The sequence below is a fragment of the Nocardia sp. CA-135398 genome (assembly GCF_050955845.1).
Lineage (GTDB): Bacteria > Actinomycetota > Actinomycetes > Mycobacteriales > Mycobacteriaceae > Nocardia.
The window spans coordinates 2,560,073-2,584,753 of sequence record NZ_CP192084.1 but is presented as its reverse complement, the minus strand read 5'-3'; the positions used below and the strand labels follow the sequence as shown (position 1 = coordinate 2,584,753).

At 64.8% G+C, this 24,681-nt stretch carries 28 protein-coding genes; 4 read left to right on the top strand and 24 right to left on the bottom strand.

Annotated elements, in window-relative coordinates:
• Positions 1 to 55: 55 nt before the first annotated feature.
• Entirely contained in the window at positions 56 to 499 is a 444-nt protein-coding gene (locus ACQP1T_RS11470; RefSeq protein ID WP_433759914.1) for a hypothetical protein, read from the top strand.
• An 824-nt stretch (positions 500 to 1,323) separates the two neighbouring features.
• On the opposite strand, the gene ACQP1T_RS11465 is transcribed toward ACQP1T_RS11470, so the two are convergent.
• From ACQP1T_RS11465 to ACQP1T_RS11400, 14 genes are all read right to left on the bottom strand, one after another.
• Complete coding sequence (locus tag ACQP1T_RS11465) at positions 1,324 to 1,773, bottom strand: hypothetical protein (protein WP_433759913.1); 450 nt, start codon at positions 1,771 to 1,773, stop codon at positions 1,324 to 1,326.
• 201 nt (positions 1,774 to 1,974) lie between these two features.
• Positions 1,975 to 2,760, bottom strand: a complete 786-nt coding sequence (locus ACQP1T_RS11460) for a DUF2637 domain-containing protein (protein ID WP_433759912.1) — start codon at positions 2,758 to 2,760, stop codon at positions 1,975 to 1,977.
• Entirely contained in the window at positions 2,757 to 3,191 is a 435-nt protein-coding gene (locus ACQP1T_RS11455; RefSeq protein ID WP_433759911.1) for a hypothetical protein, read from the bottom strand. Before ACQP1T_RS11455 ends, ACQP1T_RS11460 begins: the two co-directional genes overlap by 4 nt.
• On the bottom strand, positions 3,188 to 4,216 hold the full coding sequence (locus ACQP1T_RS11450; protein ID WP_433759910.1) for a hypothetical protein: 1,029 nt from the start codon (positions 4,214 to 4,216) through the stop codon (positions 3,188 to 3,190). The genes ACQP1T_RS11455 and ACQP1T_RS11450 overlap by 4 nt, the downstream gene beginning before the upstream one ends.
• 95 nt (positions 4,217 to 4,311) lie before the next feature.
• Positions 4,312 to 4,812, bottom strand: coding sequence for a hypothetical protein (locus ACQP1T_RS11445; RefSeq protein WP_433759909.1), 501 nt, complete (start codon positions 4,810 to 4,812; stop codon positions 4,312 to 4,314).
• A complete protein-coding gene (locus ACQP1T_RS11440) occupies positions 4,809 to 6,602 on the bottom strand; it encodes a hypothetical protein (protein WP_433759908.1) in 1,794 nt (597 codons plus the stop codon). The genes ACQP1T_RS11445 and ACQP1T_RS11440 overlap by 4 nt, the downstream gene beginning before the upstream one ends.
• Positions 6,603 to 6,604: 2 nt before the next feature.
• Complete coding sequence (locus ACQP1T_RS11435; RefSeq protein ID WP_433759907.1) at positions 6,605 to 7,132, bottom strand: hypothetical protein; 528 nt, start codon at positions 7,130 to 7,132, stop codon at positions 6,605 to 6,607.
• 28 nt (positions 7,133 to 7,160) lie between these two features.
• Entirely contained in the window at positions 7,161 to 9,242 is a 2,082-nt protein-coding gene (locus ACQP1T_RS11430; protein WP_433759906.1) for a hypothetical protein, read from the bottom strand.
• A 2-nt stretch (positions 9,243 to 9,244) separates the two neighbouring features.
• Positions 9,245 to 10,012, bottom strand: coding sequence for a hypothetical protein (locus ACQP1T_RS11425; protein ID WP_433759905.1), 768 nt, complete (start codon positions 10,010 to 10,012; stop codon positions 9,245 to 9,247).
• Positions 10,009 to 10,434 (bottom strand): RRQRL motif-containing zinc-binding protein, encoded by a 426-nt coding sequence (locus ACQP1T_RS11420; RefSeq protein WP_433759904.1) that lies wholly within the window; start codon positions 10,432 to 10,434, stop codon positions 10,009 to 10,011. Before ACQP1T_RS11420 ends, ACQP1T_RS11425 begins: the two co-directional genes overlap by 4 nt.
• A complete protein-coding gene (locus ACQP1T_RS11415; RefSeq protein ID WP_433759903.1) occupies positions 10,431 to 10,694 on the bottom strand; it encodes a hypothetical protein in 264 nt (87 codons plus the stop codon). Before ACQP1T_RS11415 ends, ACQP1T_RS11420 begins: the two co-directional genes overlap by 4 nt.
• Positions 10,691 to 11,131, bottom strand: a complete 441-nt coding sequence (locus ACQP1T_RS11410) for a hypothetical protein (protein ID WP_433759902.1) — start codon at positions 11,129 to 11,131, stop codon at positions 10,691 to 10,693. Before ACQP1T_RS11410 ends, ACQP1T_RS11415 begins: the two co-directional genes overlap by 4 nt.
• A 145-nt stretch (positions 11,132 to 11,276) precedes the next feature.
• The gene (locus tag ACQP1T_RS11405; RefSeq protein WP_433759901.1) at positions 11,277 to 11,456 is read right to left on the bottom strand and encodes a hypothetical protein; all 180 of its coding nucleotides are present in this window, start codon (positions 11,454 to 11,456) and stop codon (positions 11,277 to 11,279) included.
• Positions 11,453 to 11,677 carry a helix-turn-helix domain-containing protein gene (locus ACQP1T_RS11400; protein ID WP_433759900.1) on the bottom strand — a complete coding sequence of 75 codons (225 nt, stop codon included), beginning with the start codon at positions 11,675 to 11,677 and terminating at the stop codon, positions 11,453 to 11,455. Before ACQP1T_RS11400 ends, ACQP1T_RS11405 begins: the two co-directional genes overlap by 4 nt.
• Positions 11,678 to 11,832: 155 nt before the next feature.
• On the opposite strand from ACQP1T_RS11400, the gene ACQP1T_RS11395 reads away from it, so the two are divergent.
• Together ACQP1T_RS11395 and ACQP1T_RS11390 are read left to right on the top strand one after the other, a co-directional pair.
• Positions 11,833 to 12,678 (top strand): GntR family transcriptional regulator, encoded by an 846-nt coding sequence (locus tag ACQP1T_RS11395; RefSeq protein WP_433759899.1) that lies wholly within the window; start codon positions 11,833 to 11,835, stop codon positions 12,676 to 12,678.
• 14 nt (positions 12,679 to 12,692) lie between these two features.
• Positions 12,693 to 13,643: a glycosyltransferase gene (locus ACQP1T_RS11390; RefSeq protein ID WP_433759898.1), complete on the top strand. Its 951-nt coding sequence runs from the start codon at positions 12,693 to 12,695 to the stop codon at positions 13,641 to 13,643.
• A 201-nt stretch (positions 13,644 to 13,844) separates the two neighbouring features.
• Here ACQP1T_RS11390 and ACQP1T_RS11385 read toward each other — a convergent pair whose 3' ends face one another.
• From ACQP1T_RS11385 to ACQP1T_RS11350, 8 genes are all read right to left on the bottom strand, one after another.
• Positions 13,845 to 15,278 carry a recombinase family protein gene (locus ACQP1T_RS11385; RefSeq protein WP_433759897.1) on the bottom strand — a complete coding sequence of 478 codons (1,434 nt, stop codon included), beginning with the start codon at positions 15,276 to 15,278 and terminating at the stop codon, positions 13,845 to 13,847.
• Positions 15,275 to 16,717, bottom strand: a complete 1,443-nt coding sequence (locus ACQP1T_RS11380) for a YifB family Mg chelatase-like AAA ATPase (protein ID WP_433759896.1) — start codon at positions 16,715 to 16,717, stop codon at positions 15,275 to 15,277. Before ACQP1T_RS11380 ends, ACQP1T_RS11385 begins: the two co-directional genes overlap by 4 nt.
• The gene (locus tag ACQP1T_RS11375) at positions 16,717 to 17,073 is read right to left on the bottom strand and encodes a YraN family protein (RefSeq protein ID WP_433759895.1); all 357 of its coding nucleotides are present in this window, start codon (positions 17,071 to 17,073) and stop codon (positions 16,717 to 16,719) included. Before ACQP1T_RS11375 ends, ACQP1T_RS11380 begins: the two co-directional genes overlap by 1 nt.
• Before the next feature lie 162 nt (positions 17,074 to 17,235).
• Entirely contained in the window at positions 17,236 to 17,541 is a 306-nt protein-coding gene (locus ACQP1T_RS11370) for a DUF2469 domain-containing protein (RefSeq protein ID WP_011210678.1), read from the bottom strand.
• A gap of 46 nt (positions 17,542 to 17,587) precedes the next feature.
• Positions 17,588 to 18,322, bottom strand: coding sequence for a ribonuclease HII (locus ACQP1T_RS11365; protein WP_433762144.1), 735 nt, complete (start codon positions 18,320 to 18,322; stop codon positions 17,588 to 17,590).
• Positions 18,323 to 18,418: 96 nt separating this feature from the next.
• A complete protein-coding gene (gene lepB, locus ACQP1T_RS11360) occupies positions 18,419 to 19,162 on the bottom strand; it encodes a signal peptidase I (RefSeq protein ID WP_397032691.1) in 744 nt (247 codons plus the stop codon).
• Between the two features lie 107 nt (positions 19,163 to 19,269).
• Positions 19,270 to 19,611 (bottom strand): 50S ribosomal protein L19, encoded by a 342-nt coding sequence (gene rplS / locus ACQP1T_RS11355; RefSeq protein ID WP_011210681.1) that lies wholly within the window; start codon positions 19,609 to 19,611, stop codon positions 19,270 to 19,272.
• A 270-nt stretch (positions 19,612 to 19,881) separates the two neighbouring features.
• The gene (locus ACQP1T_RS11350) at positions 19,882 to 20,121 is read right to left on the bottom strand and encodes a DoxX family protein (protein ID WP_433759894.1); all 240 of its coding nucleotides are present in this window, start codon (positions 20,119 to 20,121) and stop codon (positions 19,882 to 19,884) included.
• A 230-nt stretch (positions 20,122 to 20,351) separates the two neighbouring features.
• Here ACQP1T_RS11350 and ACQP1T_RS11345 point away from each other — a divergent pair, with 230 nt between their 5' ends.
• Positions 20,352 to 21,224, top strand: a complete 873-nt coding sequence (locus tag ACQP1T_RS11345) for a sigma-70 family RNA polymerase sigma factor (RefSeq protein WP_433759893.1) — start codon at positions 20,352 to 20,354, stop codon at positions 21,222 to 21,224.
• A gap of 87 nt (positions 21,225 to 21,311) precedes the next feature.
• On the opposite strand, the gene ACQP1T_RS11340 is transcribed toward ACQP1T_RS11345, so the two are convergent.
• Together ACQP1T_RS11340 and ACQP1T_RS11335 are read right to left on the bottom strand one after the other, a co-directional pair.
• Positions 21,312 to 22,181, bottom strand: a complete 870-nt coding sequence (locus ACQP1T_RS11340; protein WP_433759892.1) for a hypothetical protein — start codon at positions 22,179 to 22,181, stop codon at positions 21,312 to 21,314.
• A 30-nt stretch (positions 22,182 to 22,211) separates the two neighbouring features.
• A complete protein-coding gene (locus ACQP1T_RS11335) occupies positions 22,212 to 24,626 on the bottom strand; it encodes a Tex family protein (protein WP_433762142.1) in 2,415 nt (804 codons plus the stop codon).
• Positions 24,627 to 24,681: the final 55 nt, after the last annotated feature.

Below are 24,681 nucleotides of genomic sequence, written 5' to 3'. Positions count from 1 at the left end.
TCATGAATCATCCACTGCGCCAGCGGATCTCTGCCGCGTGTAAGAGGTGAAACGGGTGTCCGAGCAAAAGGTGACGATCCGGGCACAGCAGCAACGAACATGTGAACAACCTCGTACCGTGGATTGCGCACATGATCGCGCGGAGGGGGTACCCGCCATGAGTCAGCCCGCCAGCACCACCGATCCAGCGAAGGCGTACCTCGCCACGGCTGAAAGCGTGATCATCGCGATGCCCGAAGGGCAGATCTTCATCAACGCCGATGTGCTCGCCACGATGCGCGCCGATGTCTGGCCTGAACTTCCCGAACCTCGTCGCATGGGCTCGATGCTCCTGAGACTGCAGCGGCGCGGATACGTGGAGAAAATCGGGGAGCGATCTACCCGCGCCCGGTCGCACGGAGGGGTGACCTCGGAATGGCGACGCACCAACAGAGGACATGAAACCCTCGAGTCGCCGAACGGCGACTCTTCGCTCAAGCCGTCCTCTCAAACAGAGTGAATTTCCCCGCATACGAGGGAATTCCAGATTCCGGAGTCTCGAATCCGGGCCGCGCAAGCGCCAGCTTGCGATCGACAGCGCCCGGCGTTGTCATGTCCACCTCTTAAGAGGTAAGCCGCTCTACAAGACTTGGCTGATACGCCTGTCGCGGATCTGTAGACCACCACGTACCAACACGAGTCGCCCCCTGGAAGCGCCGCCGAAGGTAGGGCGATACGTATGCCAGCACAACCGACTCGCAAACACACCGTTAAACATCAAACGCAACCATTTCCTTTGTCTTTCTCTCTTCACCACCACCCCAACCATCCCTCTTTTGATCTTTTGATTTCTGATTGCTCCCCCACCCCCTCCCAGTCCGACATCTCGTTGACCACGAAGTGGGTGATGAGATGTCGGACTGGGAGGGGGTGGGGGAGCGAGCAGAAATCCCGCCCTTTGCCCAGCTCACGGGAGGGTTGGGGTGGTGGTTGAGAGGCGCGAAAAACGCGCACCCTCTTGTATGCCCGATTCGCGTGAAAGTTGCGCGTTCTTCGCACGTTTGATTGCCAGCAAGATCGACATTTCGCCCGTCGAAACCACGGCGGGAACGCCCTTCCTCGGCCGGATAGTGTGAGTCCAGCTCGGCGGTTGTTCAAGGGCGCTCCTGGCGTCGCGTCGGCTACGCCGATGGCCTGACGGCCACCCTTGAGCAACCACCGCTCCGGACTCGTTTTGCCTGCGGAGGAAGGGCCAGGGGAAGGTTCGGGGTGGATGGCTGATCAGCTGTGGACACGACGAAGCCCCGGCCGAAATCTCGGCCGGGGCTCCGGTGGCTGGTGCGGCTAGTCGGTGGGCGGGATGTAGGCCACCAGTTCGTAGACGCGGCCGTAGCCGCCTGCCTCGATCGGGCCGACGTAGACCAGCTGATCGAGGCGACCGCCGATCGCGAATCCATTGGCGCGAGCACGACGCACGCCCGCGGCGATAGCGCGCTGCATATCGCGGTCCAGTGTGATCGACCGCAGACCCTCGTCGTCGGAGTCGGCGCGCTCGTCGGTCTCCAGGATCAGCGCGGAGTCGATGACCGGGTCCCCGGATTGGGCGACCATCGGCTTGCGGTTGACCCAATACAGCGGCTGCCCCTGGCTGTTGTGGCGGTGTCGCCGAACCACGGCCACGATCTCACCCGACACCGTCGTGTTCGGTTCGACGTCACGCCCGAACGGGTTGCGGGCGCCTTGGCTCATCAGCTCGGCGTTGATCTGGTCCAGGTCGGTCATTGCGTTGGTCATGAGGTTCTCCCGTGATTGAGGTGGTGAAAGGGATTTGAAGGGGGCAGGCTCACTGCCTGCCCTCGAAGGGCTCTGCCCGTGTGGCGGTAGAGGCTCGCGGGTCCAGGGTGGCCACCAAGGCCATCGCCCGCCGGGCGACGCTGTGCGCCCTTGACGCGGGAGGGACCGCCGCACACCCTCCCGCACCACCGGGGCTATCGGTCAGCGAATCAGGCTCAGCACCTCCCCACCGGTGTCATCCGGGTCGGCGGCGGCGATGATCTGCGCGACCCGCGACTTCGACAACCCGACCGCGGCACCGATCCGGCGCGTCGACTCCCCCGCCGCCACACGGCGGAGGATCTCCGCGTCGCGGTCGGCGAGTGCCTCACTGTCCACCGCGACCGCCTGCCCGCTGTCCAGCTCCGGCTGTGGGTTGTCCAGTGGTGGACGGTCGCTGTCCAGTCCTGTCCGGTCGGTGTCCAGCCGTGTCGAGTCCGCGTAAACCTGTGTCCACCCGGCCTCCGGGTTCGGCTCCGGGGTACGGGGGACTTCGATCAGCGCGGTCAGGCCGTGCGTGGCGGCCAGGCCGAACAGCGGTGCCGCACCGGCGACGCATGCCGCGATGGTCGCGGGCAGGATGCGTTGCCCAGATTCCGCAGCGTGCAAACCATTTCCGACCACCGAAATGAGTTCGGCGGCGAACAGCTCACCCCAGAAGAACACCCGCGTCGCGGTCGGGATCGTGATCCCCTGGCGGCTGCGTCGCTGCAACGAAACCAGGGCAACGGCGGACTGGACAATCGCGCCGTCCACGAAAATCGGGCCCGCCCACGCTAGACGCCGCGTGATTCCGGCCATCACGCTCAACTCGGTCAGGGCGGCGAACGACCACGCGAACGCCCCCAAACCGATAATGATCGTCATCGCCAACGCGGTCAGCTCGGCCACATCGAACCGGCCGGTGGACGGCTGCTGGACAGAGTGGACAGTGGCTGTCGAGTTCATCGGTCATACCCCTCTCGGTCGGTGGACGCGGCCCACGGGCTCCACGCCGGAGTACGGATCAGCCGTTCCTGCTCGGCGTGCAGGGCGTGCCCGGCCAGCTGATCCAGGGCGTTGTCCAGGTCGCTGGCCAACTCCCGGTTACGGTCTTCCAGCTGCGCGGCCTGATGCTCGGCGGCGTCGAGTGCCGCCGTCGCGGCGGCGAGCCGCTCCTCGAGATCCGCGGCCCGTTCATGCGCCGCGATCAACCGCTGCGCCAACTCGGCCTTCGAAAGACCCTCCAGCGACGGCCGCACGGTCGCCACGGTTGATACCGGTGGTGTCGTGCAGACCGGCAGCACCGGCATCGGCGCAGGCGCCGATCGCGCGGTTACCTGAGCGAGGTCCTGCCCGGCCTGGGCGGGCATCGTCGCCTCGACGGTCGGGGCGCTCACCGCTCGGCTCCGTCACGCTCGGAGTTAGCCAGACTCGCAGTCAGAGCGTTGCCCGGCTGGTATTGCGCCAATGGCGACGCGCTGCTGGTCAGCTCACAGGTACGAGCCGCGGCGAAGGCCGACGACACCGGAATCGGTGCGCTGGTTCGGATGTCGGCGGCATTGGCCCACGGCATATCCCGCGCGGGCTCGCTCTGCCGGTCCGTCTCGGCGGTCCAGGTGCCGTGGCCGGTCAGCTCGGCGGCCTGCTGATAGTTGCGGTAATGGATCGGCTCGATCACCTCACGACCGTGTGCTTGATGGTCCGCGAGCACGTGAGCGACGTTGCGCATGGCTTCTGGTTCGCGCTCCCACGCTGTGACCGCGCCGTCCAGGTGGTTCCACACATCTCGCCAATACCGCGACTCGTGGGTTTCCCACCGGAAGGCGATATCGGCGGCGGCGTCCGAGTGTCGCTCGGCCACGGGACCGTCACCAGCCGGGTCGTCGGGGTCGATGGTGAGCGCCGCGTTGTTCAGTTCATCGACGTGGCGGACGTAATCCGCCCGCAACTGGCGTTCGTCGTCGGATTCGGCGGTGCTGTAGTACTGCGGATCGGTCATCGGAATGAACCGCTCATCCGACGCCGATGCCGCGCGGTCGTCCACGCGAGTCACATAGTGGCAGGTCAGCAGACCGTGTTCGTCGCGCTCGATGCCGTGTTCGGCGATGTAGCGGGCCTGTTCCTCGCTGCGGCGCTCGATCGGTGAGAGGGCGCGTTGATGCATGGCGAGCATGCGCTCGGCGTAGGCGTGGTCATCGCGCCACCGCTGTGTCGCGTCGGTCAGGTACACCCATTCGTGCATCCACCGCTGCTCACCGTTGAGCCATGGTGCGGCGTATTCGGCGTAGTCGAGCGAATCGGCCGGGTCGTAGTCCTCCGGTGACCGTGCGACGCACGACTGGGCGTGCATGAAGTCCGCGCGCATCCGCTGCTCGGTCTCGGATTCGGGTTCGTGCAGTTCGGGGCGGGTATTGTCGATCATTGGTTCGGCTTCCTTCTTGATCTCTGATGGGTTGGGGTGGTGTCGGGCCAATCCATGCCGGGCGCTTCCGACGCCCGGCATGGCTGTTTCAGTGCTCAGCGCTCGGCCCCGTCCCGCTGGGAACCGTTGCGGGCCACGGCATCAGCGAGACTGTGTCCGGGCTGGTAATCCGCCAGCACAGAACGCGCCGCGGACTCGGCGGCCTGCTCCCAGGAACCGTGGCCGGTCATCTCCCGCGCCTGCTGCTGGCTGCGCCATTGCATGTCGCTGATCGCGGCGACGCCGTGGGCCTGGTCGGCGCGGATCTGGTCATGGAATTCGCGCATGAAGTCCGGTTCAGACAGCCAGTCGTGATGCGCGTCATTCAAGTACCACCAGGCTTCGCCCAGTTCGTCATCGCGCCTCGACCACGAGGCTTCGATCCCGCGAACCTTGGTGAACCGCAGATATCTTTCTTCCTCGGTCTCGGCAAGCCACGCGGTTCGCCGCAGCTCTTCGGCGCGGGCGAAGTCCGCGCGCATCAACACCTCTTCCGGGTTCTCGACCCGTCCGGCGTAGCGGTTGATGTACTGGCCATCGAGGTCATTGCTGCTCATCGATCCATCCCTTCCCGGTCGTGTCCGTTGCGTGCCACGGCATCGGCCAACCCGTGGCCGGGCTGGTAGTCCGCCAGCGGGGAACGCGGCGCGGCCTCGCTGGCCGACTCGGTGCCCGTGGCCTGCTGCGCGGCGCGCTGTTGGGCCTGCTCGGTCTGGTACGCCTCGCGCCCGTTTTGGTGGGTCCACCAGTGCGCCAAGGCTTTTGCCTGCTCCCCCATCGGCAGGTTCGGGTCGATCGATTCGATCTGACGGGCTACAACCTTGGAGTTGTTGTGGCTGGTCGCCTCGGCCAACTCGTCCCGGAGTGCGACCGCTTCCCGCATTCCGGCACCCTTCGGCAGGAACTCATCCAGGTACAACCGGCCATCAGAATTGCTGATGTAGAAGCTGCCCGCCTCGCCTGTCGGGGCCTGCGAAGCGGTCTCTTTCTCGGCAGAGCTACCGGCCCGGCGAACCTTGTCGCGGACCGCCGTCTGGCGGGCCTGCTCGGCCTGCCGTTCGGGGCTGCCGTAGCGCTGCTCGGCTGGGGTGCGTTCGGCGACCTTGCGCACCGCCGCGTCCCGCTCGGCGCGCAGCTGGTCCCGTTCGGCGAGAGCTTGGTCCAGCTTCGCGGTCAGCCTGCTGTTGGTTTCACGTAACTGGGAACGTTCCGCCTCCAAGCGGGCATCATCAGCGGTGTCTCTCGCGTACTCAGCGCGCAACTGGTCACGTTCGGCGGTGACCGCAGTCAGCTGCCGTGTCAGCTGGGCGTTGTTGTCGGCCAGCTCGCTGTTGTGCTCGATCGACAGATTCAGCCGCGCCTTGAGCGAATCCCGTTCCGCGGCAAGGTCCTGCCGATCGCGGCCGGTGCTACGAGCCGGTTGTCCGTTGAGGTCCGGATCTCCGAACGGAGTGTGATCGCTCCGATCCTGGTGACGCTCGCGGGCCTGCTCGCGTAACTCGTTGCTGCGTGCCTTGAGGGTTGCGGCGACGGTCGACGGGCGGCCCTCATCGGAGTAGATCGGTTCCCGAACATCGGCGAGGTCAACAACTTCGACACCGACGCGAGCGTCCGGAGCCCACCGCGATTCGCTGATATCGCGGTGCAGCCAATCGATCGCGTCCTGCTCCCCGACGAACAAGCGGTCCTGCTCCAAGGTCGGCATACCGGGAGACCAACGACTCACGGTCGCTTTCACCTGGAACTGCTGGCCCGGCCCGCCCTGCACCGGACGAGCCTGCTCGGTGATCGTGCTCAGCCGCTCGGCCCGCTCTCGCACCTGGGACCGCTCGGCTTCCGCGTCGCGGCGCGCGCGGGCGACCTGAGCGCGATACCGCAGTGCCTCAATGCCTTTCACCTTGTGGGCGCGGTTGAACAACTTGCCCGTCTCGAACTCGGGGAACGCCGTGGCCGCGTCCAGACCATCGAGAGCAATACCTTTCTCGACCTCGGTCAGGTGCGGGTTGCGCAGCACCAGATCCCGCATATCGGCCTGATGCCGGGCCAGCACCTGCTGATCACGAAAACGGCGGCCGTGGTCGACACTCGGATCGTTCGCGCGCTGCGAAACCGCCAGCGCGTGCACCCGGTACTTGTCGACGGCCTGCTCGGAATACACCAGATGCCGCTGCCGGGCAGCCTGCTGCTCGCGCGCCTCCTGGCGGGTGATCAGGCTGATCTCACGGCGTGCGCGACGCCGCTCCAACCAATTCGATGCTTGCGCGTAGTGGCGCATCGCAGCTTGCATCGAGGAACTGAATTGCCTTGCCTGCGCGATCATTTCGTCTTCGGGACTGCGATTGGACATGATTACTTCTCCTTCTCGGTGGTGGCGACCTGGCCGGAGTGGTCAGGGCGCTGCTCGTAGCGGGCGCGGCGTCCGGCCAGCTGTTCGACGTGCCGCTTGATCCAGGCGCCGGTGTCGGCGATCGCGTAGGCGAGCATCCGGACGGTCTCGATCGCGCCCGGTCGTCCCGCGCAGTGCCACCACGCGAACGCGGCCAGGGCGAGCACGTACAGCGCCAGCGGGCCGGGCAGCGGCAGCACCGCGACCGCAGTTGTCCCGGCCGCTGTTGCCGCGACGGCGGGTCCCCAAATCCTCGCCCAGTCGCGGGTTTTCGTGAGCCGGTCGATATGGGGTGCGACGGTGCGACCCACAGTGCCGCCGTCGGGAACGACCGGCACCAGTTGTTGGGCGAGTTTCTCGGCGGTGGTGCCTTCCATGTCGGCGGTGAGCGCTTCGAGGATCTGCTGTTCGCGGGCCTTCTCGGCGCCGCAACCACCACCGAGTTCCTCGCCGTGGTCTTCCGGATCAACCGGGGGGTTGGGCATAGCCATGATCTGAATCTCCTTGCGGTAAACGGGATTACGCCGGACGGCGCTTGGGCAGATCGATCACCGGCGCCAGAGCGTCGGTGTCGCCGGTTTCGGGCTCGGTGAAGCGGTTCAGGCCCGGCAGCGGGCGCATATGCTCGCGCTCGTCGTCGTTCAACGGCGAGATGAAGCCCCAGCGGGCACGACCGCCCGAGACCTGCACCACGTCGCCTTTCTGCATGGCGCGCAACCGGTTCGGCGGAATCAGGAACTGATCCGAGGACTGGACGTTGCCTTCGTCGCCGTCGCGGTTACCGCTGATCAACTTGCGCGACAGCTCGAACTTCGGGCGGGTGCCATACTTCTTCGCCAAGGTCTCCGGATCCGGAGACCGCATCAACAGCGAACCACCCGAGGCGGCCGAGACCAGGGCGTCGCGGTTGTCGTCGTCGTGGCCCAAGCCTTGCCAGGACTGCGCGATCCACCACGACCCGATGCCCGCCTTACGCAGCCGCTCAACCCACTTCACCGCGCGGGTCTTGCCATCCGATACGGCGCTGAATTCGTCCACCGCCATCAGCGCGGTACGGCCGTGCTGCTTGTCGGCCAGCTGCTCGAACATCGTGCCGAGCGCACCGAACTGAGCACGGGCACGATCAGGGGTCTTCACGCCTTCGAGCACGATGTAGATCAGGTCGAAATCAGTGAGCTGCTTGTCGCCGTCGAACGCATCACCCAACGACCGGTACAGATTCGCGAACTCCGCGCGGGCGGAGTTCATGACCGGCTGCTTGCCATCCAGCGTCGAGGCGATCTCCATCTCCACGCCCATGACCCCGGTCCACGGCGTCGCCCCGAGTTCACCACCCCACAACCGCGCCAGCTTGTCGGGATTGAGCCGCGACAAGAACTCGATCCAGGACCGGGGCGGGTTCTCACCGATCGGGGTCGGAACCCCGTCGATCAGCTCGACACGGGCGGGGGCGTCCACGACCAGGTGGATCAGGGTCTCGCGGATCTCGTGGAAGTACTTCTCGGTGTCGGTGGTCGGTGTCGATCCGCCGGAGATCATCGCCGACAGGATCGAGCGCAGGTCATCGACACTGGCGTTCCACAGTCCCAGTGACACGTCGTCGGGGAAGACGCCGATGCGGTCGCCGGGGACACCCAACGCGCGGAACCACTTCCGCAGACTGGCTGCGACCTTGCGGCTTTCGGGGCCGCCGTTGCAGTCGACCACGATCGCGAGCGGTCGACCGGGACGATCCAGTCGCCACCACTGCCGATGCCGCGTCCAGGTGGTGACGAACCACGACACCAGCACCCGCTTGAGCAGTGTCGTCTTACCCGATCCGCTGGATGCGACGGTGCTGAAGTGCTCGGCGACGTTGATCCATGGCAGGATCAGCCGGGTCTCGGTGCGGCCGGTAAGGGACCGCAGCATCGAACGCGGTGGGGCCTGGTCGCATTCGACCGCCAAGCGCCCGATCACCAACTCCGGGTTCAGCCCGCCGGTCGTGAACGGCAGACGCCGACGCGACAACCGGGTAGCGGCCCGCTGCTCACGCTGGGCCTGCATGAACAGCGCCCGTTCGGTGCGGGCCGGGGATGCCAAACCCACTGTTGCCAGTTGCACACGCTTGCGGGTGTAGGTGATGGTCGCGGTCAACCACGCTGCCGGAATCAGCATCGATGCCATCCCCAACAGGCCCCCGCCGTATTGCCCGGCCATGAACTCGGTTGCGGCCTGGGCGAAGTCGCGAGCGGGTGCGAACACATCCCACGCCCACAACGCCGCCGCGCCCGGCATCGCCAACACGCTGCCGAACAGCCAGTTCCGTAGCCGCTGCGGCTTCCACCCCAGCAAGGTGGCCGGTGCCAGGATCACCAACGTGCCGATCAGGACCGTCACCAGAACCGCCGCCCCGAGCAGGGCGCCATCGCCGACGCTGTCCCAACTCCAGGACGAGAAATCGGGCAGCCAACCCAGCGGGTCGTGCTTGATCCCGACCGGCGGCATCGTCGGATGGACATCGATCCGCGGCACCTCGGTCGGCGTCGGAACCGGTGTGGCCGCTGGTGTCGGCACGTACGGCGCGCAATCAGCCGGAGTGATCATCGGAGTGCAGGTCATGATCAGACCGCCTTTCCATTGTTCGGGTCTGAGACCTGGGGAATTTCGTGATCAGCGGCACCGCCCGCGATCACCCGGAGCCCGGGTCGCGAAACCGGCGAGGACTCGGTGTGCTTCTTGGCCAGCAGCTCGTCCAGATCGGTGAGGGTCAACTTCGGCCCGCCTGAGCGACCCAGACCGGCCGCAGCGGTCCGGATCACGTTCTTGACCGCCTCACCACGGCAGTAGAAGGTCAAGCCCGCACAGTCGGCGCTATCGGCGACATGCAGCGCTTGCGCCACCGAATTACGCGCTGTACTAATGCTTTTCGCCGTCAGCTCGACCTCGACCGCCCACAAATCACCAGCAGTAGTGATGTAGCGACCGTCGTGGATATGCGGACGCGGCTGCCCGGCCTTCAACAGACCGACCTCGGAACGCAGCTGACGTTCAGAAATCCAGCGGTCCAGATCCATTCCGGTCAGCGCCAACCGCAGCTGAAACACCGCCTTGGTGTGGGCAACCATCTTGGGTGTGGGAACCCAGTGGCGCACCGACCTGCCGAGCAGGGCCTCAGCCGCGGCCTTCGTCGGGAAGATCCACGACGGTCCCGGTACCGGCCGCATCCGCTTGTCGCTGATCATGTGCGCCGCTGCCCACTTCGCCGTGATCCGGTACGCGCGGTTGATGCTCACGCCCAACATCTCGGCGACGACATCCAGTGGCGCCCCGTACATCTCGGCCAAGATCGTCAGCCCAGCCATGTCGCGCGGAGAAAAACGAATGCTCATCGGTCCATCCCCTCTCGTTCGGCGCCACGCGCGAGCGAGACAGCCAAGGCACTGCCGGGCCGATAGTTCGCAAGAGCGCTGGTGGATGTGTTCCAGCCCGGACCCGGATCCCCGACCTGCTCGAACTCGGCACGGTCGATGCCGCGACGCTCCGCGGCCCGCAACTGGTGCTCACGCGTGGCCTTCGCCAACGCGACCAGCTGCGCCGGTGACGCCTCCCGCTTCGCAGCAGCGAGATTGATGTCATACAGGTAGGCCGTCAACGGCTCCCCAGCCCGACGCGGACGCTGCACCTTGCCCGCGATGTCCTGCCCATTCGGCCGCAAACCATCCGCCGCCAACTGGCGACGAGTCCGCAAATGCGAAGGCGCGCAACGCCACTGATAAACCGGGATACCGCCCTCGGTCGGCTGCTCGGTCATCGCCGCCACCCCGTAGGAGTCGGAATATCCTGCGGCGGAACACAACCCAGCTCCGCAGCATGCGCTACCTGGTCATGGCGGCACACATTCGGCGACGGCACGTAATCCTGGAAATCGATCCACGCCTTCCCGCACGCCGCGAACGCGATCAACAGACCGAACATCAGCAGCCCGAGCCGCAACAGCGGCGGCAGCAGCCCAAACAGCTGCCCACCCGCGCGAGCGACCTGAGCATCGGTCTTCACCACCGGCCCGATCACCGCTCGGCTCCGTCCCGCTCGGCCCGTTCGCGACCGTTAACCAGGTCCGCGAGCGTGTGCTCTGTGACCGCGACGAGGGCGGAGGTAGGCGCGGTCGTCTCAGCGGACTGGTCTCGCTCGGGCTGCGGGTACTCGCGGACCTTCTCCGCCAACTCACGAGCCGGATGCAAGTGGAACTTCGCCGTGCCGGCCATATCCTTGGCCGCATCGCCAAGCCGGATCGCGGTGTACTCGACGTTGATGCGGCCGTACTTCTCGACCGGCCTCCGATCGGCGCTTGGTGGCGGATTGTTGTACCGCTCCGCGTAGGGCTCCAGCGCTGCATAGCGCGCCTGCAATGCAATCGTGCGCTGCCGCAACAGCTCGTGTGCCTGGATGATCGAGTCCAACTCGTCCAGCAAGTCGACCGGATCGTGGAACGGCTCGTTCATGCTCATCGCCGCACCCCCATCCGTGGGCGGAATCGCCATGCGGCCACCAAGGCCAGGAGCATCACCGTGACCCCGACAACCTCGGGTTGCATCAGCAGCAAATAGACAACCGCCACAGCAGCGACGGTGAATCCAACTGTGCGGATTCGCATTACGCTGCCCTCCCCGTTCGTGCACCGAGCAGAGCCGACAGCTTGTCGCGAGCCGTCGCGGACAGCGGCGGTGCCTGAGCAACGATTTCCTCGATGTACTCATCAATCGACTGCGGATCCATGCCACGACGGAACTTCGTTCTGCACGAACGTGTTTCGTCAAATTCCCGCACACTCATGCCGCACCATCCGGCAGGGCGACCGCAACGGGCTGCACCAACGCGAGCAGTTCGTCACGGTTGACACGCAGCATCCGTGCATTGACACGGAACCCCTGCAACTGACCTGCGGCAATCCAATTGCGAATCGTCTTCGGATCCACATCCACCAACGCAGCTGCAGTTTTCAGGCTGATCAGCTTGCGCGGAACGTCGGCCGCGGAAAGGGTCTCTATCGTCAAGGTGAATCACTCCTCTATCTGGAAAAGGACGGAAGATCGACGCCGATCGAGGAAACTTCCCTAGGTAGGTTTATAGTGAACCAACTTGCCTAGCCATGTCAACGGGGGGCTAGCCTGCCTATGAAGGTGCAGGTAGATGGGCTTACGCTGGTGCCATGACCGCTCTCGATCCCGACGACTCGCGACCGCCGTTCCGCAAACTCGCGGATGTTCTAAGGGCCTCGATACTTACGGGCAAGCTCGGACCAGGCGCAAAGCTCCCATCCGGACCAGAGTTGGTCGAGCGCTATGGAGTCGCTAAGGCGACAGCCCAAAAGGCAGTCGAAGCGCTAAAGGAAGAGGGGCTTGTGGTCTCACGTCAGGGCAGCGGCGTGTTCGTTCGCGAACGCGCACAGCGCCCTGTTGAATTGCGGCCACACATCGAGCGAGCCTTCACCGACCAAACCGTTACAATTGACTTCGCCGGATTCTCGGGCGAAACCCTTCACGGAGCATTGTCCGAACCTCTGGATAAGATCAGGGATGGGCGGTTCCGGCCAGAATCGGTTTCCGTCCGAATTCTGATTCCCGACCCGTCAAATCCGTGGAGTTTGCCCGCACGAATTGATGATATGGCAGACGTTCCCGCATTCCGGAAGCGAGCCGCACGAATTATGGACAGACACACGTTCGCGATTTCCGATGAGATTAACGAGTTGGAACGGATGGGGTTGATTTCATCAACGTCGGTTGAGGTCCGCGCGTATCCCGCTGCACCAATGTTCAAGCTCTACATTATCAATAAATCAGAGATGTTCTTTGGCTACTATGCCATACAAGAACATGAAATCGTGCTGGACGGACAGCCGACCCGGATGTGGGATCTAATGGGAAAAGACACCGCGTTGTTCTATACGACAGCAGGCGACACGAGTCCACGAGAAACAGACGGTCAATTCGTACAACAGTCACAAGCATGGTTTGATAGTGTTTGGAGAATTTCCCGGGAGCTCGAAAATTAGGAGGTCACAGGCGGATGACCGTCGATGCGTCTCGCCTTGGCGTGGTAATCGTCAGCCACAACAACGAGGCCGACCTTACAAGATGTCTGGATTCGCTGGTTTCGCCGGGCATGTGCAAAGAAGCACAGATCATTGTTAGAGACTGCGGCTCAACCGATGATTCAGTGCTGGTCGCCAAAGGCCACCCAGCTGTCACCAATGTCATCAACGGCGGCAATATCGGATTTGGTCCCGCATGCAATGACGCAGTATCTCAACTCATCGAACCAGTGGACTACGTTCTAATCCTAAATCCAGATGCCGGATTAGAATTTGCAATGACGGATTTACTCCACTACATCGGATCACTCAAGCACGTAGGATGCATCGGCGTTCGACAACAATCGTTCGACAACAAGCTTGTCTGGTCTTGGGATGAATTCCCATCACCCATACTCGAATGGAAAAAGGCAAAGGGGTCCAGTGTTATACAACGATCCCCCTCCGGATATAAGCAGGATCGGCGCGTAGACTGGGTTATGGGCGCTTTCTTGCTGATCCCATATCGAGCGTTTATAGATATCGGCGGATTTGACGACCGGTTCTTTATGTTCTGCGAAGAAACAGACCTCTGCAAGCGTTTACAGAAAAATGGTCTGTCCACGTATTTTATCAACGGATTTCACTACATCCATGACCGTCGCGAGAAAGCAACCGTATGGCGGGAAGTTCTTCGATTAAATTCTCGACGGGAATATGATCGCAAATGGCTCTCAACAGCCGAGCGAGTGTCGTGTCAATTAGCACACACTTACCGATGGTTACGATCTGCCGTGAAGCCGACTAACCCGTTGGATCGCAGTCTTGCGCTCCCCCGCCTGCTGGCAACTTGGGACCTGCTACACGCAGCCACGCCCCCGGCCGCAGTCGCTCCCCAAGACCGCGGTTGGGGACAGGTGCGCATCGGCCTGCGGCGCCGCAAATAGAGGCCAGGCGCAAGCCGCCTCCACTTGGCCTCGCCCTCGATGGCCTGTCCCGGATCGAAGGCATGGACGCCCAGTCTCAGCACCTAGTCAATGGTGAGTGGCGCAAACCCCCAGGTCAGATCCCGCACTCTCAGAGGATCCGCGCAATGCGAGCGAGAGAGCCACGTAGTTATTCGACTTTGAAACGTGACGCAGTTGCAATCACTCATGGTCGCTACGCCACTCGATTCGAATGCCGTCGGCAGCGAAATAGCTGCCATCTTGACGCCGCCCCGGGCCGACAGGTTCGATTGTCACAACCATGAGTGCGTCAATGATTCCGCGCTTCCGGTGTGTGTCGAGCCCTCGCCACGTTGCCGAAATATCTGCCGAGTTCACTACAGGTGCAATCACATCTGCGCGCCCTGCCTCGGCGATCTGCACCTCCAGGTTCGCAAGCTTGTCTTTAAGGCGCTCCGTTATCCGCCGGAGCTGGTCAGCAGTAATAGAACCATCGGCAAACTCATCGGCAACGGAACCGAGACGCTCCCGTACCGCCTGAGCCTCAACGACCAGTGGTGCGACATCTTCGTGCACCCTCGGGGCGAAGAATTCGAGTGCGTCCGGCTGGAGAAGGCGAGCGAGTGCAACTTCTTCAACGAACTGCTCAATCGGTTCCGCACGACGAGATACATGCCTTCCGCTCCGGCAACGATACGTGGGTATCCGTCGCTTGCGGGCACCGGCGTGCACCTTGTCACCGCAGACACCACAGACCGCGATGCCAGACAGCAGAAGGCGCGGCCCGGATGGCGCCTTCATTCTCGCCGGATCGCACAGTATGTCCACGGCTGCACGCCACTTCTCTTCTGAGACGAGCGCAGGCCACTGTGCAGGTCCGGCGATGCCCAGTGTCGGGTTCTTTCGAATGTCGGGCCGCTGCGCGGTAGTGCGATGTCGTCGCAATCCCGCGTATCGCGGATTCACCAACACCGTCCGAACGTTCTCGTGATTCCATGACTTAGCCGAACCATCCAGACGACCCTGCGGGGTACTGCTCCCTTGTGAATTCCATTTGCGAGCAACAAAGGCAGCCCCAGCACCGGCAAGAATGTCGTCATACCCTTGCCTGATCAACCGCGCTTCGTCCTCGCGGATCGTCACGCCGTCTGATTCGTAGCCGAACGCGCGGCGTCCACCGATCCATCTGCCCTGAGATGCTGCCTGTTGCACTGCAGATCGCTGCCGCGATCCCTTGCGTTCGACCTCTCCCTGCCCGACCGCGGCGAGAATGCGAGCAACCAGACGGCCGCCGTCTGTAGACGTATCCACGCCATCGGAGGCGGTCACGACATAGGCGCGATGCTTCTCGCAGAGGTCCAGCACCCGTTCCAGCTCGGAGAGGCGACGCAGCAGCCGGTCGACATGCCGAGCGACGATCACGTCCACCTCGCCACGCTCGACAGCTTCCAGCATCGCCTCGAACTGCAAGCGCCGCTTGCGGCTCGATGCGCTTGTGTCGTTGTCAACGTACTCACCATGCACAGTCCATCCACGCTGGCTGATCAAACGCATTGCGTCACTACGCTGGCGATCTATGCCCAGCTCATTGCCCTCACGGTCTTGAGATTGGCGCAAGTAGACAGCGGCTCTCATAGAGGCCATATTATCGTCCACGCGACCCGGAGGGCGCGGTCGGCGCCGCGGGCGGAGAGACGGCCCAGACGGAGGGCGGCTTCGATGGGGGCGGTTGCTTCCTGGGGAAGTCGGAAACGTTGGCGCAGGATGTGGCCGGGGACTTCGGCGTTGGTTGCCCAGCCGTAGTCCTTCCAACGTTGTACCGCTGCTTGCCGTGCGGCCGCGACTCGGCGGCGCACGACTTCGCTGCTTTCGGCTTCCTCGGCGGCGAACGATGCGCCGGAGTGCCCGTGCATCTGGACCCAGATGTCTATGCGATCCATCAACGGTCCGGACAGCTTGCCCAGGTATCGGCGGCGTGCGAGCGGGGCACAGATGCAGTCGACATCGCGGGCGGGGGCACACGGGCAGGGGTTCGCGGCCAAGACCAGCTGGAAACGCGCCGGATAGCGCGCCACCCCGTCACGGCGGGCGATGCGAACTTCGCCCTCTTCCAAGGGCGTTCGCATCGCTTCCAAGACCTTGGTTCCTATCTCCGCACATTCATCGAGGAACAAAACCCCGCGATGCGCACGGCTGACGGCCCCCGGACGCGCGGTCCCCGATCCCCCGCCGACCATGGCGCTGGCAGAGGTGGAGTGATGCGGAGCGACGAAGGGTGGCATGGTGATCAACGGGGCGTCGTCGGAGAGCGCGCCTGCGACCGAATGGATGGCCGTCACCTCGAGCGCTTCGGATTCGGTGAGCGGCGGTAGCAGACCCGGAAGACGTTGCGCCAGCATGGTTTTGCCGATTCCGGGCGGCCCGGTGAGCAGCAGATGGTGTCCGCCAGCCGCGGCGACCTCCAATGCCCACCTGGCCTCCTCCTGACCGACTACCTCGTTCAGATCGCCACCGCAGCGCACGGTCTCGGGCAGCATGCCATCGGGCTCCACCAGACCGCCCTCACCACGGAGCCAGGCGACCACGGTGCGCAGGCTCGTGGCCCCGAAAACCTCGATGCCATCGACCAGACCGGCCTCGGCGAGCACGGATTCCGGCACTATCACCCGCGTCCAACCCGCTTTGCGTGCCGCGAGCACCGCGGGCAGAATGCCGCGCACCCTGCGGACGCGCCCGTCCAACGCCAATTCCCCTAGCAATACGGTCTTTCCGAGACGATCGGAGGGGACCGCACCCGCCGCGTCGAGTACCGCGATCGCGAGGGCAAGATCGTAGACGCTGCCGATCTTGGGCAGCGTCGCCGGGGACAGTGCCAGGATCACGCGTCCGTCCGGCCACTTCTCCCCGGTATTCGCCACCGCCGAGCGGACCCGATCGCGAGATTCCTGCAGCGCGGTATCGGGCAAACCCACCAGATGCACCGACGGCAGTCCCTGCCCGATATCCGCCTCGATCTCCACCAGCTGGCCGTCCACCCCGCTCACCGCGACCGAATACGCCACCCCCAGCGCCATCAGAACACCGCTTTCAGGTGATCGATGACCGGTCGGTGGCCGCGGTGCAGCAGCACCGAAATCACATCGAAGCGGATATCGCGCCACGGACCGTCCTGTTCGGCCAGCCACACCAGCGCCAACCGCCTGATCCGCTGCTGCTTATCGAAGGTGACTGCCTCGGCGGGCCTGCCGAACTTCGTTCCGGTTCGCGTTTTGACCTCGACGAAGGCGGTCACGCGGCCGTCCCGGGCGATCAGATCCAGTTCGCCGTACCTGCATCGCCAATTCCTGCTGATGATCTCCATCCCGGCGGCCCGCAGGAATCGGGCCGCCAGTTCTTCCCCTTGTGCGCCGAGCGCCTGGTTTTCTGCCACCGGCTCAGCGTGCCCGGATCGCGCCCGCAGCCGATCACAGCGACCTGCGTGAACAGAAAACCTGTGGATACCCGCTCAGCTGTGGAGAACCCCGGCGTCCGGCCCCTGTACTCCACCTACTTGTCGGTGCCCGATGCTATTGGGACCAAGCGCAGCAGAGCCCTACTCCGGCAACCGCAGATCCGGCTTCTCCAGCTCCTCGATATTCACGTCCTTGAACGTGATCACCCGAACGTGCTTGACGAAGCGCGCGGGCCGGTACATATCCCACACCCACGCGTCGCTCATGCGCACCTCGAAGTACACCTCGCCGTCGGCGTTCTGCGGCCGCAATTCGACGGAGTTGGCCAGATAGAAGCGGCGCTCGGTCTCCACCACGTACGAGAACTGACCGACGATGTCCTTGTACTCCCGGTATAGCGAGAGCTCCATCTCGGTTTCGTATTTCTCCAGGTCCTCGGCACTCATCGGGTGGGACGTCCTCCTTCTCGCCGCACTGCGTCTGCTGACAACATCATCGCGCATGCGCCGCGTCGGTAGCCACTCGGCTATCCGGTTCGACGCCCTCCAGCAAAACCTCGTCGGCCAGTTCCGCGTCGGCGTACTCCGCCGCGGCTACCGGCCGCAACCCCGCTGCCAGCCGCACATTGCGCCAGGATCGGCGGTGCTCACTGCTCGGTCCGAGCCGCTCCAGCGCGGCCGTGTGCTCGGGCGTGTTGTAGCCCTTGTGCGCGGCGAATCCGTAGCCGGGGAACCGCTGGTCCAGCTCGACCATCATCCGATCCCTGGTCACCTTGGCCAGGATGCTCGCCGCCGCGATGCAGGCCGCGGCCGCGTCACCGCCGATGACCGGCAGCGACGGCACCGGAATTCCGGGCACCCGGAATCCGTCGGTCAGCACATAACCCGGTGTCTGTCCGAGTCCGGCGACCGCACGACGCATGCCCTCGATATTGGCGACGTGAATGCCGATCGAATCGATCTCCCAGGCCGGGATGACAACCACCTTCCAGGCCAGCGCCAGCCGGGTGATCACCGGGTACAGCTCCTCGCGCACGGATTCGGTGAGCTTCTTGGAATCGTCGAGCCCGGCCAGCCTGTCGTAGGCCTTGGGAGCGAGCAGACAGGCTGCGACCACCAGCGGCCCCGCACAGGGTCCGCGCCCGGCCTCATCGACCCCGGCGACCGGACCGAGTCCGCTGCGGATCAGCGCCGCCTCCAGCGTGCGCAACCCACCGGCGCGACGCATCACGACACGCGGCGGCCACCCGTTGCCCGAAGTCGCGCCATCAGCCCTAGCCACTCGACCCTGCCCCACCATCCAATTATCCCGCGGCCCGCCCGATCAATTCGTCTGGGGATCCTGTGCTTTCACCGGACCGATCCGGGTGGGCGGCCAGATCTTGAAGACGGTTTTGCCGCGCACATTGTCGATCGGGACGGTGCCCTGCAGGTTATCGCTGACATGGGCGCGTGAGTCGGCGGACTGGTTGCGGTTGTCGCCCATCACCCACAGGTTGCCCTCGGGCACCTTGACCGGGCCGAATACTCGGCCCGCCGGGTAGGTCGCGTTCTGCTGCCCCGGGTACCACGGGTAGTCGTTCAGGACGTACGGCTCGTCCAACGGCTTGCCGTCCACCATGACCCGCCCCTGCGCGTCGCAGCACTGCACGGTCTGGCCGCCGACGGCGATCACCCGCTTCACCAGATCGTTCTCATCCGGCGGCACGAGTCCGAAGAAGGAGAAGAAGTTCTGCACGCCGCGCACGACGACATTGCTGGACCGGATCGACTGGTAGCGGGTATTCCAGGACGGCGGGCCGACGAACACCACGACGTCACCGGGCTGCGGCTCGCCCCAGTAGTAGCTCGGCTTCTCCACGTAAATCCGGTCGCCGATGAGCAGCGTCTCCTCCATCGACTGGGATGGAATGACGTACGGGCGCCCGACAAAACTGACCATGAGTGCCGCGATGACCGCGGCGATGACAATGAGGACAGGCAGTTCCTGCCAGAAGGGGCGCTGCTTGCGCTTCGAGCGCCGCGAGCGGCGGCTCACACCCTCGTCGTCCGAATCGGAGACCGTCATCGACCCACTTTCGTCTGCCACGCCGAACAGATTAGCCCGGCACCATGACTGACGTCCGATGCCGGGCTGGCTGAAGAACTTTCGCGCCGAGCGGTGCCGCTACTACCTCAGCGCTTTTCCTTGATCTTGGCGGCCTTGCCGCGCAGATCGCGCAGGTAGTACAGCTTGGCACGGCGGACATCACCGCGGGTCACGACATCGATGTGGTCGATGTTGGGGCTGTGCACCGGGAAGGTGCGCTCCACACCGACACCGAACGACACCTTGCGGACGGTGAAGGTCTCGCGGATGCCGCCGCCCTGACGCCGGATCACGACGCCCTTGAAGACCTGGATGCGCTCCTTCGAGCCTTCGATGACCTTCACGTGCACGTTGAGCGTGTCGCCCGGACGGAAGTCGGGGACGTCGCTGCGCAGCGACTTTTCGTCGACGAAGTCAAGGGTGTTCATTTCATCCTTCTGATGTTCGCGCGAGCAGAGGACCCTGGCGGCACTGGCGTGCTCGACCGGTTCGTGCTCCGAATAAGGGGTGCTCCGTGGGCCGAATGCACCCAGGGCAACCTGTGCATTGTGCCAGATCGGCGGGTCGCGGGAAAAATCGGGCCCGGCTTATCGGGTGGCCGCGCGGTGTACGGCGGCCGCGAGACCGTCGGTCTCCGGCGCGCTGAACCCGAAGGCGGCGCGCCGTCGAGTGTAGCCATAGGCTGATCTCTTCCTCTCTCAGACCGCAACTGCCCTCGCTGGGCGCAGAGCCCACGACGCGAGAGTGAGCCCGGCGAAACCCAGCGGCCCGAGCCACGCCTTCGGCTGGTCGCCGACGGCGATGTGGGAGGCGGCCGCGCCGCCGTAGACGAAGGTCAGGCCCGCGTAGGCCCATTCCTCGGCGCGCGGAAAGCCTGGCGTCACGATCGCGGCGACCGCTGCGGCCTTGGCGACGCCCATGATGGTGGCGAAGTACATCGGTATTCGAGTCGCTGGAACACCTCGCGGACGTAGGAGATGCGCGCGAGATCCCAGTAGGACCCGACAACGGTTTCGGTCAGCAAGATTCCGGTGGCGCCGAGGTAGGCCAGGCGGGATGGCTTTCGTAGGTTCATAACTGTGTGACGGATGGCGGCCCGACAAGGTAACGGGTTGTCACACTCAGGGCCTCGGTTCCGTCATCTCTTCGAGCTATCGAGGAGATGCCTGTGAGCGAAAACGATTCTTTGGCAGACCGATTCATGACACACCGGGCGCATCTGGTCGCGGTCGCCTATCGCATGCTCGGTTCGCTGAGCGAGGCCGATGATGCGGTGCAGGATGCGTGGTTACGGCTGTCCAGGGTCGACACCACCGAAATCGAGAATCTCGGCGGTTGGCTGACCACGACCGTGGGGCGGGTCTGCCTGGATATGTTGCGGTCACGCAAGTCCCGCCGCGAAGAGGCCTATCTGCCCGACCCGATCGTCACCGCCGATGACGCCACGCAGCCGGAACAGCAAGCGGTACTCGCGGATTCGGTCGGGCTGGCGCTGCTGGTCGTGCTGGACGCGCTGAATCCCGTAGAACGCGTGACCTTCGTACTGCACGATATGTTCGCGGTACCGTTCGACCAGATAGGCCCGATCATCGGCAAATCCGCGACCGCGGCCAAAATGATGGCCAGCCGCGCCCGCCGCCGGGTTCAGCGTGAAGCGCCGCGTCCCGACCGGGATCTGCCGCGCCAACGGCGGGTGGTCGAGGCCTTCCTCGCGGCGGCCCGCGGCGGTGAATTCGACGCACTGCTGGCCATCCTCGACCCCGACGTGGTGCTGCGCGCCGACGCCGGAGCCGGCTTCGCCGGCGGCATGCGCGTGCTGCGCGGTGCCGCGACGGTGGCCGGTCAGCTCGACGCCTTCCGGCGCGCCGCCAATGCCTTTGCCTCGCAACATGTTCTGGTCAACTGTGCACCCGCGCTGCTCAACACCGCCAAGGGCAGGACAGTCTCACTGATCACCTTCACCGTCGTCGACGACAAAATCGCCGCCATCGACCTGCTCTCCGACCCGTCCCGCCTCCCCGATGCAGTCCTGGACGCTTGATCACCATGCAACGGTGGAGTCAAACGTCGAGAGCGACCCTCCCTCAGCGCATTCTCGGGAGCGTGGGGTGCTCTAGAGGCGCGCGGGTCAGTCGCGGTGGGTGTGGTCGGCGACCGAGGGTAGGTGCCAATGGGCGGGGGCGGGTGGGGCGGGGAGGACGGTGCGGGCCAATTCGGCCTCTGCGGCCTCGCGGACGTGGACGACGTCGGGTTTTCCGGCGACAAGGTCTTGTACGAAGATCTTGGCGCGGATTACCGGGCGTCGGTAGCGGCGTTCACGGACTATCGCCCGATACATGAGACGTCGCCTGCCCGGGTAACGCCAGCGGGCCCATGGTGCGCCGGGTCGGCTCAGTCGAAATGCGCCGACCACGAGTAGGGGCAGGAAGAACATGCCGAACAGGCCGGTCCAGATCTTGCCCTTGGCAATGACGATCGCCGCCAGCCCCAGGTTCACCACGGCGAAGCCGACAATGAAGATGCGGACTTCAGTGCTGGGGTCGCGGCGGAAGTCGTTGATATCCAACAGCCACAGCGGGTGGAAACCGAGCAGTAGCAGTCCGGTCACCGCGAGCGCGACGAAGACCGCATCGACCGAGGTGCGGCCCTGCTCCTCCCAGTACACATCGCGCAGGTAGAAGATCAACGCGAATTCGTCGAGGGTCAAGGCCGCGCCGACACCGAAGGCGGCGGCGAGCAGGCTCGCGGTGAGTGTGGTGGCGCTCTGGTACATCGTGACCATCCCGATGCCGGACAGCAGCACCAGGATGACCCCGAACACCATGTGGTGGATGTGCACACCGCCGGAGCGCACATTGCCCGGCCACCAGCGGACCTGCTTGCGGATCAATCGGACGCTGAGCCGGATCAGCAGGAAGCCGACGATGAACCCGAGGAGGAAGCACAGCAGCGGGAGGCGGCCGTGCCCGATCACATCGTCTTCGAGCCACCGTCGCATGGCCGCCTACATACCTCCGCCCGTATCGTCCTACTGCCCGAAACCGGCCCGCCGCAGCGCATCCGCCATCGAACCGCTCGGTGCGGGGGCATTGCGCCGCTGGTTGCCCTGGTTGCGGCCCTGATTCTGCTGTCGACCCTGGCTCTGCTGCCTACCCTGACCATTCTGCCGCTGTCCACCGCGATCCGGCCCGCCCCGGCCGCCGCCCTGGCCACGGCCACGACCGCCGTCGCCCTTGGTCGTGGCACCCGGTTCGTCGTCCAGCCGCAGCGACAGTCCGATGCGCTGACGTGCGACATCGACCTCGAGCACCTTCACCTTGACGACATCGCCGGACTTCACGACCTCGCGCGGATCCTTGACGAAGTTGTGCGACATGGCCGAGACGTGCACGAGTCCGTCCTGATGCACGCCGACATCGACGAATGCTCCGAATGCGGCCACATTGGTGACCACACCCTCGAGCACCATCCCAGGCTGCAGATCCGCGACCTTCTCCACGCCCGCCGCGAATTCGGCCGTCTTGAATTCCGGACGCGGGTCGCGACCCGGCTTCTCGAGTTCGGAGATGATGTCGGTGACGGTGGGGATACCGAACTTCTCATCGGTGAAATCCGCGGGCCGCAGCGAGCGCAAGGCCGTGGTGTTGCCGATCAGTTCCGCCATGCCGCGTCCGGTCGATTCCAGGATGCGCCGCACCACCGGGTAGGCCTCGGGGTGCACGGCGGAGGTGTCGAGCGGATCGTCGCCGCCGCGGATGCGCAAGAAGCCCGCGCACTGTTCGAAGGCCTTGGGTCCCAGCCGCGGCACGTCGAGCAGCGCGGTGCGGCTGCGGAACGGTCCGTGCTGATCACGGTGCGCCACAATGCTTTCGGCGATCGAATTGGCGATTCCGGATACCCGCGACAGCAGCGGCACCGAAGCGGTGTTCACATCGACACCGACCGCGTTCACCGCGTCCTCGACCACCGCGCCGAGTGAACGGGCCAGCAGCGTTTCGGAGACATCGTGCTGGTACTGACCGACGCCGATGGACTTCGGGTCGATCTTCACCAGCTCGGCCAGCGGGTCCTGCAGACGTCGGGCGATGGATACCGCGCCGCGCAGCGAGACGTCCATATCCGGTAGTTCCTGCGAGGCGTACGCCGATGCGGAGTACACCGACGCCCCCGCCTCGGAGACCACGATCTTGGTCGGCTTGTTCTCCGGAATCCGCGAAATCAGTTCGGCGGCAAGGGCATCGGTCTCACGCGATGCGGTGCCGTTGCCGATGGCGATGAGCTCGACGCCGAATCGGGCCACCAGCGCGCCGAGTACGGCCAGGGATTTCTCGGTCTGGCCCTGTGGTTTGTGCGGGTAGATGACCTCGGTCGCGACGACCTTGCCGGTGGCATCCACCACGGCGACCTTCACACCGGTGCGGTAGCCCGGGTCCAGGCCCATGGTGGTGCGGGTACCCGCGGGCGCGGCCAGCAGCAGGTCGCGCAGATTCGCGGCGAAGATATCGACGGCGTCCTTCTCGGCGGCCTGACGCAGCCGCATGCGGGTGTCGATGCCAAGGCTGACTTGCAGTTTCGTGCGCCACGCCCAGCGCACCGTATCCAGCAGCCAGGTGTCGGCGGCCCGGCCCCGATCGGCGATATCGAACTTCACCGCGATGCGGCCCTCGTAAACCGACCGCTCCCCCGGCTTCAACTCCTCGGTATCGGGCTCGAGCTGCAGCTGCAGAATCTCTTCCTTCTCACCGCGCAACAGCGCGAGGATCCGGTGCGAGGGCAGCTTGCTGAACGGCTCGCTGAATTCGAAGTAGTCGGCGAACTTCGCGCCCGCCTCCTCCTTGCCCGGCCGCACGCTCGAGCGGACCTGGCCGCGATTCCACATCAGCTCGCGCAACTCGCCGACCAGATCGGCGTCCTCGGCGAAACGCTCGACCAGAATGGCGCGAGCACCGTCGAGCTGTTCGGCGGTGTACTGCGCGGGGTCGGTGGTCGGATCGCTGATCAGCGCATCGGCGACGGGCTCGTGACCGGCCTCGCGGGCGATCTGCGCCTTGGTGCGCCGCTTCGGCTTGTACGGCAGGTAGATGTCCTCGAGGCGGGCCTTGGTCTCCGCCGTCATCAGCTGCCCGAGCAGCGTGTCATCGAGTTTGCCCTGGCCCTTGATTGATTCGATGATCGCGCCGCGGCGCTCGTCGAGTTCGCGCAGGTAGGTCAGGCGCTCGTCGAGCTGGCGGAGCTGGGCGTCATCGAGGCCACCGGTGACCTCTTTTCGGTACCGCGCGATGAAGGGCACCGTCGAACCCGCATCCAGCAGCTCGACGGCGGCCCGGACCTGGGTCTCGCGCACGCCGAGCTCATCGGCGATGCGTCGGCCCACGCTGGCCAGAGCTGTGGTCGCGGCCGGTGCGGCGGCGGTCGTGTCGGTGTTCGTCGCTGAACTGGCGATCTCGGGCGCTGTCGTCACGCCCGAGACACTACCGTTGTCACCTGACAAACGGCCC